Here is a 12241-nt window from a genome sequence, read left to right as displayed (position 1 = left end):
AAATGCGCGGCCTTTTGCCATCGGGGACGACGAGCTGCCAGTGGCAGCCTGTACCGGCCTCTTCGCGGGCACGCCCGCTCCCACACGCACTGCGCCAGACTTGATGCCGGCAGAGGACCTTGTGGGAGCGGGCTTGCCCGCGAAATGGCCGTTACAGAAGAACGGAGGACTTACAGGCCTGGCAGACGTTGGCGAATCTGGTCGATCACCTGGTCCATGCCGCTGGCTTCCTGGGTATCGATGCGGGTGCTGAGTGCCAGCTCCTGGGCATCCAGTGGCTCACGGCTGGCCTGCTGGGCTTTGACCACGTCCAGTGTGGCATCCGACGGGTCGCTGTTCTCGGCCTGGCGCTGCTCCAGCCAGCTGGCGATCACCGCTTCCGGGGCATGGCAGTCGAGGATCAGGAACGGCACGCCAGTGTCGTTGGCTACGGCTGCGGCGGCTTGGCGCTGTTCAGCCTTGAGGTAAGTGGCATCGAGCACCACCGGGAAACCGGCACGCAAGATCGTCGCCGCCAGCTCATGCAGGCGCTGGTAGGTTGCCACACTGGCGTCCTGGTCATAGATGCCGGCAGCCAGTTGACCGGCGTTTGGCGCCTGCTGTTCACCGAACAGGCGCTTGCGTTCAACATCCGAACGCACGCGAACCGCGCCCAGCGCTTCGACCAGGCGCATGGCCACGTGGCTCTTGCCCACTGCCGACACACCATGGGTGATCGCCAGCAGGCGGGAAGGGATGGCACTGTAGCTTTCCGCCAGGTTGGCGTAGTTGCGGTAGGTGCGCAGGGTGGTGGCGCGCTGCACGGCGTCGGCATCGGCCGACAGGCTGAACAGGGCGACCTTGGCCCGTACCAGTGCGCGGTAGGCCTTGTAGAAGTTCAGCAGTTCCAGGCCGGCGTAGTCGCCGGTCAGCTCCAGGTACTGGCTGATGAAGCGGCGGGCCAGGCACTTCAGGCCACGGTCTTCCAGGTCCATGGCCAGGAAACCGACGTCGGCATAGACGTCGGTCAGGCGGAACGGTTCGTTGAACTCGATGCAGTCGAAGATCACCACCTTGCCGTCGATCAGGGTGGCGTTGCCCAGGTGAATGTCACCGTGGCATTCACGGATGAAGCCATTGGCCTTGCGCGCCTGCAGTAGGCCGTGCAGGCGTTCGAAGCTGCTGCGCGCCCAGGCCTGGAGGTTGTCCAGTTGCAGCAGGTCGGCTTTTTCGCTGAGGAAAGGGCGGATCTGCTCGAAGTTCTGCTCGACCGGCGCCATCACGCTTTCCGGGGTTCCCAGCGGATGCTCCGGCGACACTTTCGGTGCCTGCAGGTGGAATTCGGCAATCTGCCGGGCCATCTGGTCGATGTGGCCAGTATTCAGCTCGCCATTGGCCTGCAGGGTGCTGAGCATCTGGCCCTGGGGGAACTGGCGCATCTTCAGTGCAAATTCGATCGCTTCGCCTTCACCACCGATCTGTGGCGCTTCGGCACTGCCGGTGATCGGCAGGACTTCAAGGTACAGGCCCTCGGTCAAGCGCTGGTTCAGGCGCAACTCTTCGTTACAGAAATGCTGGCGCTGGTCCAGGCTGGTGAAGTCGAGAAAACCGAAGTTCATCGGCTTCTTGATCTTGTAGGCGTACTCGCCAGTGAGCAGGACCCAGGAGATGTGCGTCTCGATGAGCTGGAACCCGTCCACGGGGTGAGAGTACAGGGCAGGGTTCTGCAACGCGTTGATCAAGGCTTGGCTCACTAGAAATCCTTCCGGGGCAGGGAATTCGAAAGCGCCATTATGGTCAATGGTGCCGTCCCTGCCTACCGCCAGAGGGCGCCTGCCTACCCTTTATAAAGTGCGTATAATCCGCCGCCATGACTCGAACCCGAAATCCTCGTACCCCTCAGAAACGCCCGACCGGCCGCTCGCGCGCCTGGCTGGGCTGGGCCTTGAAGCTCAGCCTGGTCGGCCTGGTGATCGTCGCTGGCTTCGCGGTTTACCTCGATGCTGTCGTTCAGGAGAAGTTCTCCGGCAAGCGCTGGACCATCCCGGCCAAGGTGTATGCCCGGCCGCTGGAGCTGTTCAGCGGCCAGAAACTGAGCAAGAGCGACTTCCTCACCGAGCTCGATGCCCTTGGCTACCGGCGTGAAAGCGCGGCCAACGGCCCGGGCGCGGCGGCGGTCAACGGCAATACCGTCGACCTCAACACCCGCGGCTTCCAGTTCTACGAGGGCATGGAGCCTGCGCAGTTCGTGCGTGTGCGCTTCTCTGGCGACTACGTGGCAGACCTTGCCGGCGCCAACGGCAAGAAGCTCGACGTGGTACGCCTCGAACCGCTGATGATCGGCGGTATCTACCCGAAGAACCTCGAAGACCGCATCCTGATCAAGATCGACCAGGTGCCGCCGTACCTGCTCGAGACCTTGGTGGCCACCGAGGACCGGGATTTCTACAGCCACTTCGGCGTGTCGCCCAAGTCCATTGCCCGGGCCATGTGGGTGAATACCTCAGCTGGCTCGATGCGCCAGGGCGGCAGTACCCTGACCCAGCAGCTGGTGAAGAACTTCTACCTGACCAGCGAGCGTAGCCTCAGCCGCAAGCTGACCGAAGCGATGATGGCCGTGCTGCTGGAGATGCACTACGACAAGCGCGAAATCCTCGAGGCCTATCTGAACGAAGTGTTCGTCGGCCAGGATGGTCAGCGCGCGGTGCATGGCTTCGGCCTGGCCAGCCAGTTCTTCTTCAGCCAGCCGCTGTCGGAGCTGAAGCTGCATCAGATCGCCTTGCTGGTCGGCATGGTCAAAGGGCCGTCCTATTACAACCCGCGGCGCTACCCTGACCGTGCGCTGGCGCGGCGCAACCTGGTGCTCGACCTGGTGGCCGAGCAGGGCGTGGCCAGCCAGGCGGAAGTCGATGCGGCGAAGAAGATGCCGCTGGGCGTGACCAAGCGCGGCAGCCTTGCCGACAGCTCGTTCCCGGCTTTCCTTGACCTGGTCAAGCGCCAACTGCGCCAGGACTACCGCGACGAAGACTTGACCGAAGAAGGCCTACGCATCTTCACCAGCTTCGACCCGATCCTGCAGATGAAGGCCGAAACCTCCATGGCCGAAACCTTCAAGCGCCTGGCTGGGCGCAAAGGTGCCGACGAGGTGGAATCGGCGATGGTCGTGACCAACCCGGAAACCGGTGAAGTGCAGGCACTGATCGGTAGCCGCCAGTCTGGTTTTGCCGGTTTCAACCGCGCCATCGATGCGGTGCGGCCGATCGGCTCGCTGGTCAAGCCGGCGGTCTACCTGACCGCGCTGGAGCAGCCAAGCAAGTACACCCTGACCACCTGGGTGCAAGATGAACCATTCTCGGTGAAGGGCGCCGACGGCCAGGTATGGCGCCCGCAAAACTATGACCGGCGCTCGCACGGTACGATCTACCTGTACCAGGGCCTGGCCAACTCGCTGAACCTGTCGACCGCGAAACTCGGCCTCGAAGTGGGTGTGCCGAACGTGATCAAGACCATCGGCCGCCTCGGCGTCAACGTCGACTGGCCAGCCTTCCCGGCAATGCTGCTGGGCGCTGGCGGCATGTCGCCGATGCAGGTCGCGACCATGTACCAGACGATCGCCAACGGTGGCTTCAATACACCGATGCGTGGCATTCGCAGCGTGCTCACCGCCGAAGGCGAGCCGCTCAAGCGCTACCCGTTCCAGATCCAGCAGACCTTCGACCCGGGTTCCATCTACCTGGTGCAGAACGCCATGCAGCGGGTGATGCGTGAGGGTACCGGCCGCTCGGTCTACAACGTGCTGCCAAGCTCGCTGACCCTGGCGGGCAAGACCGGTACCAGTAACGACTCGCGCGACAGCTGGTTCTCTGGCTTCAGCCAGGACCTGCTGGCCGTGGTGTGGATGGGCCGTGACGATAACGGCAAAACGCCATTCACCGGTGCTACTGGCGCCTTGCAGGTCTGGACCAGCTTCATGAAGAAGGCCGACCCGCTGCCACTGGACATGCCGCAGCCAGACAACGTGGTGCAGGCGTGGATTGATCCGTACAGCGGCCACGGCTCTGACAGAAGCTGTCCGGGGGCCGTGCAGATGCCGTATATTCGCGGCAGTGAACCGCCCGCCGGTGCGACCTGCGGCGGTGAGCAGAATCCCGTAGAGTCGGTCATGGACTGGGTCAAGGGCTGGATGAACTGAGCCCTGAGCAGCATTGATGAGGTGTGAATTGAATAAGTGGCTGTTTCCTGCCGTGACGGCGCTGGTAGTGCTCCAAGGCTGCTCCAGCGTGCCGCGTGGCAACATTCCGGTGGTGGACTCGAGCACCCGGGTGTCCAATAGTGAGCGTGTCCAGGCCAATCGTTCGGCAGCGGGCATGAGCAACGGCACCGCGCAGGCACAGTCGCTGCCTGAGGACTCCGGCGTGACCGTGATGATTCCGCAAGGCGCCGGTGCCGCTGGCATCCAGACTTTCCCGGCAGGCAATGGCGCGGCGCCGATCAGCACCGGCCCGATTACGCCGGGCCCTGTTACTTCGGGCCCGGTCAGTTCGGCACCGATGACCACCAACCCCAACCCGATCGCTGACGAACCGTTCGATATCGCTTCGATGAGCAGCGCTCCAGCGGCTTCCAGTGCACCAACCGGCATTCCGCGCAGCAACCCGGCTTCCGGTGGGCTTTCGGCCGATGAACAGCTCGACGGTCCGGTGCTGGCACTGCTGACCACCGCCCAGTCGCAGCAGGGCACCGGTGACTTCAATGGTGCCGCCTCGAGCCTGGAGCGCGCCCAGCGCATCGCCCCACGCGAGCCGCAGGTACTGTTCCGCCTGGCCCAGGTGCGCCTGTCGCAAGGCGACGCGCCTCAGGCCGAGCAACTGGCTCGCCGTGCGCTGACTTACGCCAACGGTCGCCCGGACCTGCAGTCCGAGCTGTGGAACACCATCGCCCAGGCCCGCGAGAAGCAGGGTGACAGCGCCGGTGCCGCCTTGGCGCGGCAGAAAGCGCGGATTAACTCGTAATGGTTGAGCAACGCATTCTCGATATCGCCGACCACCTGCTGCTCATCGAGCGTGAGCTGCAGGTGCAGGGCTGGTGGGATGACGAGCCGCCGAGCGACGAAGCGCTGGCCAGTACCGTACCGTTCGCGGTCGACACGCTCAGTTTCGAGCAGTGGCTGCAGTGGATCTTCCTGCCGCGCATGAAGATCATCATCGAGCTCGGCCACCCGCTGCCCAATGCTTCGAGCATTCTGGTGATGGCGGAAACCGTGTTCACCGATCGTCCGGAAGAAAGCCGCGAGCTGCGCCGGCTGTTGGCAGCATTCGATCAATTGATTGCTCCTTCCGCCTGATTTCTTCAGTTTTTCCTTCAAGGGCCGCAGATTGTGGCCCTTTTTTATGGAAATCTTATTTTTTCTGCTGCTGACTTGGTTTTTAGTGGTGGCAGGAATTCATCTTGGGGAAAAATTGGCAATAATTTTTCTTGACTTGTAGGCGCCAAATCACAAGAATCCAGATTCCGCTGTAGAGGGACTGCCAGAAGCAGACCCGCTAAGCAGATCATGAGGCGCATACCCGCGCCGCCTGTTACACCCCGCAACGCGTTACCTCGCGCTGGGTGGGAACCCCCCGCAACACTCTGGGGAGCTCCCAATACTTGCTCAGTCAGTGCTGACGTTCGCTCATGCTCTGCTTGGCAGTAAACCTATTAAGACCCGTCCACTAGGGACGGTATTCTGGCGTTTTAGAGGTGAACAACGTGGAGCTTTTATCCGGCGCTGAAATGGTCGTCCGCTTCTTGCGTGACGAAGGCGTTAAGCACATCTACGGGTACCCTGGTGGTGCTCTCCTTCATGTTTATGACGCACTGTTCAAAGAGCCGGAAGTGGAACACATCCTGGTTCGTCATGAGCAGGCGGCAACCCATATGGCGGACGGCTACGCCCGCGCCACCGGCAAAGCCGGTGTGGTGCTGGTAACCTCCGGCCCGGGCGCGACCAATGCCATCACCGGCATTGCCACCGCCTACATGGATTCGATCCCGATGGTCATCCTGTCCGGCCAGGTGCCTAGCACCATGGTCGGTACCGATGCCTTCCAGGAAACCGACATGATCGGTATCTCGCGGCCGATCGTGAAGCACAGCTTCATGATCAAGAACCCGACCGAGATTCCTGAAGTACTCAAGAAAGCCTTCTACCTGGCGCAATCCGGTCGCCCAGGCCCGGTCGTGGTCGACATTCCAAAAGATATGACCAATCCGGCCGAGAAGTTCGAGTACGTCTATCCGAAGAAGGTCAAGCTGCGTTCGTACAGCCCGGCTGTGCGTGGTCACTCCGGCCAGATCCGCAAGGCTGCCGAGATGCTCCTGGCCGCCAAGCGTCCGATCGTCTACGCCGGTGGTGGCGTGATTCTCGGCGGTGGCTCCGAAGCCCTGACCGAAATCGCCAAGTCGCTGAACCTGCCAGTCACCAATACCCTGATGGGTCTGGGTGGCTTCCCGGGTACCGACCGTCAGTTCCTCGGCATGCTCGGCATGCACGGCAGCTACACCGCCAACATGGCCATGCACAATGCCGACGTGATCTTCGCCGTCGGTGCGCGTTTCGACGACCGCGTGGTCAATGGCCCGGCCAAGTTCTGCCCGAACGCCAAGATCATCCATGTCGACATCGACCCGGCGTCGATCTCCAAGATGATCAAGGCCGACGTGCCGATCGTTGGCCCGGTCGACAGCGTGCTCAGCGAAATGCTCGGCATCCTCAAGGAAATCGGCGAGCAGCCTGACAAGGCGGCGCTCGATGCCTGGTGGAAGCAGATCGACGAATGGCGTGGCAATGGCGAACTGTTCCCTTACGACAAGGGCGACGGCAACGTCATCAAGCCGCAAAAAGTCATCGAGACCCTGTGCGAAGTGACCAATGGCGACGCCTTCGTCACCTCCGACGTTGGCCAGCACCAGATGTTCGCGGCGCAGTACTACCGCTTCAACAAGCCGAACCGCTGGATCAACTCCGGTGGCCTGGGCACCATGGGCTTCGGCTTCCCGGCGGCGATGGGCGTCAAGCTCAACTTCCCGGACCAGGACGTTGCCTGCGTGACCGGCGAAGGCAGCATCCAGATGAACATCCAGGAGCTGTCCACCTGCATGCAGTACGGCCTGCCGGTGAAGATCGTCAACCTGAACAACGGTGTGTTGGGCATGGTCCGCCAATGGCAGGACATGGCCTACAACGGTCGTCACTCGCACTCGTACGTCGAGTCGCTGCCTGACTTCATCAAGCTGGCCGAGGCCTATGGCCATGTGGGTATCCGCATCACCAGCCTGAAGGACCTCAAGCCGAAGCTGGAAGAAGCGTTTGCGATGAAGGACCGCCTGGTGTTCATCGACATCGCGGTCGACCGTAGCGAGCACGTCTATCCGATGCAGATCAAGGATGGCTCGATGCGTGACATGTGGCTGAGCAAGACGGAGCGTACCTGATATGCGGCACATCATTTCCCTGCTGCTGGAAAACGAACCTGGTGCTCTGTCCCGTGTGGTCGGCCTGTTCTCCCAGCGCAACTACAACATTGAAAGCCTGACCGTGGCGCCGACCGAAGACCCGACCCTGTCGCGTCTGACGCTGACCACCGTTGGCCATGACGAAGTGATCGAGCAGATCACCAAGAACCTGAACAAGCTGGTCGAAGTGGTGAAACTCGTCGACCTGTCGGAAAGCGCTCACATCGAGCGTGAACTGATGTTGGTCAAGGTCAAGGCCACCGGTGCCCAGCGCGCCGAGATCAAGCGCACCACGGATATCTTCCGTGGCCAGATCGTCGATGTGACCGCCAGCGTGTACACCGTGCAGCTGAGCGGCACCAGCGACAAACTGGACAGCTTCATCCAGGCGATCGGCACTGCATCGATTCTCGAAACCGTGCGCAGCGGCGTTACCGGCATTGCCCGTGGCGACAAAGTGCTCAGCATCTAAATTCAAAAATTAGCGATGGCTCCGCAGGGGCCGAGATATAACCAGGGGTATTTTCATGAAAGTTTTCTACGATAAAGACTGCGACCTTTCCATCATCCAGGGTAAGAAAGTCGCCATCATCGGTTACGGTTCCCAGGGCCACGCTCAGGCGTGCAACCTGAAGGACTCCGGTGTAGACGTTACCGTCGGTCTGCGTAAAGGTTCGGCCACCGTTGCCAAGGCTGAAGCCCACGGCCTGAAAGTTGCCGACGTGGCTACCGCCGTCGCTGCTGCCGACCTGGTGATGATCCTGACCCCGGACGAGTTCCAGGGCGCTCTGTACAAGAACGAGATCGAGCCGAACATCAAGAAGGGCGCTACCCTGGCCTTCTCCCACGGCTTCTCGATTCACTACAACCAGGTTGTTCCGCGTGCCGACCTCGACGTGATCATGATCGCGCCGAAAGCCCCGGGCCACACCGTTCGCTCCGAGTTCGTCAAAGGCGGCGGCATCCCTGACCTGATCGCTATCTACCAGGACGCTTCGGGCAATGCCAAGAACGTCGCCCTGTCCTACGCTGCTGGCGTTGGTGGCGGCCGTACCGGCATCATCGAAACCACCTTCAAGGACGAGACCGAGACCGACCTGTTCGGTGAGCAGGCCGTTCTGTGCGGCGGTACCGTCGAGCTGGTCAAAGCCGGTTTCGAAACCCTGGTCGAAGCTGGCTACGCGCCGGAAATGGCCTACTTCGAGTGCCTGCACGAGCTGAAGCTGATCGTAGACCTCATGTACGAAGGCGGCATCGCCAACATGAACTACTCGATCTCCAACAACGCCGAGTACGGTGAGTACGTCACCGGTCCGGAAGTCATCAACGAAGAATCCCGCAAGGCCATGCGCAATGCTCTGAAGCGCATCCAGGACGGCGAGTACGCGAAGATGTTCATCTCCGAAGGTGCTACCAACTACCCATCGATGACCGCCAAGCGTCGTAACAACGCTTCGCACGGCATCGAGATCATCGGCGAGCAACTGCGCTCGATGATGCCTTGGATCTCGGCGAACAAGATCGTCGACAAAGCCAAGAACTAAGTAACATCGCAACATGAAAAACGCGGCTTCGGCCGCGTTTTTTCGTTCTGGCAGTCAGCTTCTGGTATAAAGCAGACCAGTGGCTCGCCGTCAGAACCTGTTTCGCGGGCCCGTGTCGAACATTTTCCATCCTGTTGCAAGGTACCCTCCATGAGCGAACGTCCCGAAGAGCCGAACAAGCCCTCCGACGCCGAAAGCCTGCTACCTGTCGATGAGCACGTTGAAGAAGGGCATGACGCCGAAGGGCGCAAGGTGCGCCATCGCGGCATCTATCTGCTGCCCAACCTGTTCACCACGGCCAACCTGTTTGCCGGTTTCTATTCCATCATCAGCTCGATGAGTGCGCAGAGCGCTGGCGACCCCCGCGAAGCGAGCAAGTATTTCGCCTTCGCCGCCATTGCGATCTTCGTGGCCATGGTGCTCGACGGCCTCGATGGCCGTGTGGCGCGCATGACCAATACCCAGAGCGCCTTCGGTGCCGAGTACGACTCGCTGTCGGACATGGTCGCCTTCGGCGTGGCCCCGGCCTTGCTGGCCTTCGGCTGGGCACTGGGTGACATGGGCAAGGTCGGCTGGATGGTCGCCTTCATCTATGTCGCCGGTGCTGCGCTGCGTCTGGCGCGTTTCAATACCCAGGTCGGCACTGCCGACAAGCGCTACTTCATCGGACTGGCCAGCCCGGCTGCTGCCGGTGTGGTTGCCGGTACCGTCTGGGCATTCAGCGACTACGGCATCCAGGGGTCCAAGCTGTCGTTCCTGGTGGCGCTGCTGGTTGCCGCTGCCGGCATGCTGATGGTCAGTAACATCAAGTACAACAGTTTCAAGGAGCTGGACCTCAAGGGGCGTGTGCCGTTCGTGGCTATCCTTGCGGTGGTGCTGGTGTTTGCCGTGGTGTTCAGTGACCCGCCGCGCATCCTGCTGCTGATCTTCCTCGCCTATGCGGCATCGGGGCCAATCCAGTTCCTGCTGCGCGGCCGTCGGCGCAAAGCGTGATAAAGATTTAATGCTGGAATAACCCTCCGGCTCCATAGTCTTACTGGTACATCCGTTATCCAGTGCTGTGGAGCCGACCATGCTCATCAAGCTTCCCAGGTCTTCTGACTGCAAAGCAGCGGAGATCACCCCCGAAGGCATCTACCTTTCCCGTCGTACCCTGCTGGGTGGCTCGCTGGCCGGCCTGGCCCTGGGGGCGTTGCCCGGTGGGGCGAGCGCGGCTGATGTGTCGCGCTATGCCGATGTGGCGCCCGGCGCTGCGCCAGGCTGGTTCGCCGACAAGCTCCCTGCCACGCGCTGGCAGGCGGTGACGGTCAAGGACGAGGCAATCACGCCGTTCAAGGACGCTACCCACTACAACAACTTCTATGAGTTCGGGCCCGACAAGGGCGATCCGGCGGCCAATGGCGACAGCCTGAAGACCGAGCCCTGGTCGGTCGTGGTGGACGGCGAGGTGGGCAAACCGGGGCGCTATGCGCTGGAGGACTTCGTCAAACCGTATCAGCTCGAAGAGCGCATCTACCGTCTGCGCTGTGTCGAGGCGTGGTCGATGGTCATTCCTTGGCTAGGCTTCCCCTTGGCGCAGGTGCTCAAGCAGGTCGAGCCGACTTCGAAGGCGCGCTATGTCCGCTTCGAGACACTGAAGGATCCGCAGCATATGCCTGGGCAGCGTTCAGGCTTTGCCTTGATCGACTGGCCTTATAGAGAAGGCTTGCGCCTGGATGAGGCGATGCATCCGCTGGCGATTCTGGCCGTCGGGATGTATGGCCGCGAACTGCCCAATCAGAATGGTGCACCGTTGCGCCTGGTGGTGCCCTGGAAGTACGGCTTCAAAAGCATCAAATCGATCGTGCGAATCAGCCTGGTGGCCGAGCAGCCTGGGACTACCTGGCAGGGGCTGGCTCCGGACGAGTATGGCTTCTATGCCAATGTGAATCCGACCGTTGACCATCCGCGCTGGACTCAGGCGCGCGAGCGGCGCTTGCCCAGCGGGCTGTTCAGTCCCAATGTGCGACAAACACAAATGTTCAATGGCTACGCCGATGAAGTGGCGTCGCTATATACCGGGCTCGATCTGCGGAAGAACTACTGATGCGCTATCCCTGGTTGCGCCTGGGCATCTTTGTTGTGGGCTGCCTGTTCCCGGCGTGGTGGTTGTATGAGGCTGCGATGAGCCTGTTGGGGCCGGACCCCGGGAAGATCATGATGGACCGCCTCGGCCTTGGGGCGCTGACCTTCCTGCTGGTTACCTTGAGCATGACGCCGCTGCAGAAACTCACCGGGTGGTCGGGCTGGATAGTGGTGCGCAGGCAGCTGGGGCTGTGGGTGTTTGCCTATATCGTGCTGCACATCCTGGCCTATCTGTTCTTTATCCTCGGCTTGGATTGGGGGCAGTTGGCGGTCGAACTGCGCAAGCGACCTTACATTATTGTCGGTGCACTCGGCTTCCTTGGGTTGCTGGTGCTGGCGGTTACCTCGAATCGGTATAGCCAGCGGCGGTTGGGCGCGCGGTGGAAGAAGCTGCACAAGCTGGTGTATGGAGTGCTTGGCCTGGGGTTGCTGCACTTCCTGTGGATCGTTCGCTCGGATCTGAGGGAGTGGGCTATTTATGCATGCCTTGGTGCTGTGCTCATGTTGATGCGGGTTCCAGCGGTTTCGCGGGTGCTTCCGAGAATTGCCCGGAGGCAGGGGAGGGTGGTTTGAACGTTTCTTTGAAATTAGGGGTTGACGCGCTTTCGAATCCCCTTATAATGCGCCCCACTTCCAGCGACATCGGAACGAAAAACTCCTTGAGATTCAATGAGTTAGGTAGTTAAGGTGATGTTGGAGGGGCTTCGATCGAAAGATCGATAGCGGTTGAGATGAAGGTTGACAGCGGTTTTAAACGCTGTATTATTCGCCTCCCGCTACGAGAGATCGCAGCGAGCCAAGTGTTTGAAGCTAAACGAGTTCCTCGCAAAAAACTTCAAAATAAACGCTTGACAGGCTCTGAGGAAGGCGTAGAATGCGCGCCTCGGTTGAGACGAAAAGCTCTTAACCAAACGCTCTTTAACAAATCGAATCAAGCAATTCGTGTGGGTGCTTGTGAGTACGGACTGATAGTCACAAAGATTATCAGCATCACAAGTGACCATGCGAGAAATAACATAGTCATTTGAGATTGCTGAGCCAAGTTTAGGGTTTCTTAAAAACCCAAGCAGTATTGAACTGAAGAGTTTGATCATGGC

At 60.7% G+C, this 12241-nt stretch carries 10 protein-coding genes; 9 read left to right on the top strand and 1 reads right to left on the bottom strand.

The features are described from left to right. Window positions 1–170: 170 nt before the first annotated feature. Window positions 171–1733 (bottom strand): bifunctional aminoglycoside phosphotransferase/ATP-binding protein, encoded by a 1563-nt coding sequence (locus N430_RS27480; RefSeq protein WP_110639824.1) that lies wholly within the window; start codon window positions 1731–1733, stop codon window positions 171–173. Between the two features lie 116 nt (window positions 1734–1849). Between N430_RS27480 and mrcB the strand changes: the two genes are divergently transcribed. The 9 genes from mrcB (at window position 1850) to msrQ (ending at window position 11717) form a co-directional block, all read left to right on the top strand. Then, on the top strand, window positions 1850–4171 hold the full coding sequence (gene mrcB / locus N430_RS27475) for a penicillin-binding protein 1B (RefSeq protein WP_110639823.1): 2322 nt from the start codon (window positions 1850–1852) through the stop codon (window positions 4169–4171). A 16-nt stretch (window positions 4172–4187) separates the two neighbouring features. After that, a complete protein-coding gene (locus N430_RS27470) occupies window positions 4188–4991 on the top strand; it encodes a tetratricopeptide repeat protein (protein WP_110639822.1) in 804 nt (267 codons plus the stop codon). Next, entirely contained in the window at window positions 4991–5323 is a 333-nt protein-coding gene (locus N430_RS27465) for a YqcC family protein (RefSeq protein ID WP_085677240.1), read from the top strand. Before N430_RS27470 ends, N430_RS27465 begins: the two co-directional genes overlap by 1 nt. Before the next feature lie 407 nt (window positions 5324–5730). Continuing rightward, the gene (locus tag N430_RS27460; RefSeq protein ID WP_110639846.1) at window positions 5731–7455 is read left to right on the top strand and encodes an acetolactate synthase 3 large subunit; all 1725 of its coding nucleotides are present in this window, start codon (window positions 5731–5733) and stop codon (window positions 7453–7455) included. Window position 7456: 1 nt separating this feature from the next. Next, on the top strand, window positions 7457–7948 hold the full coding sequence (gene ilvN, locus N430_RS27455; protein ID WP_003250040.1) for an acetolactate synthase small subunit: 492 nt from the start codon (window positions 7457–7459) through the stop codon (window positions 7946–7948). A 55-nt stretch (window positions 7949–8003) separates the two neighbouring features. Next, complete coding sequence (gene ilvC, locus N430_RS27450) at window positions 8004–9020, top strand: ketol-acid reductoisomerase (protein WP_056795202.1); 1017 nt, start codon at window positions 8004–8006, stop codon at window positions 9018–9020. 150 nt (window positions 9021–9170) lie between these two features. Then, window positions 9171–10013, top strand: coding sequence for a CDP-diacylglycerol--serine O-phosphatidyltransferase (pssA, locus tag N430_RS27445; protein WP_027917652.1), 843 nt, complete (start codon window positions 9171–9173; stop codon window positions 10011–10013). Window positions 10014–10092: 79 nt separating this feature from the next. Next, window positions 10093–11106 (top strand): protein-methionine-sulfoxide reductase catalytic subunit MsrP, encoded by a 1014-nt coding sequence (gene msrP / locus N430_RS27440; protein ID WP_110639821.1) that lies wholly within the window; start codon window positions 10093–10095, stop codon window positions 11104–11106. Beyond that, window positions 11106–11717: a protein-methionine-sulfoxide reductase heme-binding subunit MsrQ gene (gene msrQ / locus N430_RS27435; protein WP_110639820.1), complete on the top strand. Its 612-nt coding sequence runs from the start codon at window positions 11106–11108 to the stop codon at window positions 11715–11717. Before msrP ends, msrQ begins: the two co-directional genes overlap by 1 nt. Window positions 11718–12241: the final 524 nt, after the last annotated feature.

This window comes from Pseudomonas sp. CC120222-01a, assembly GCF_003097235.1.
Classification (GTDB): Bacteria; Pseudomonadota; Gammaproteobacteria; order Pseudomonadales; family Pseudomonadaceae; genus Aquipseudomonas.
This window is presented reverse-complemented; position numbering and strand designations above follow the sequence as displayed.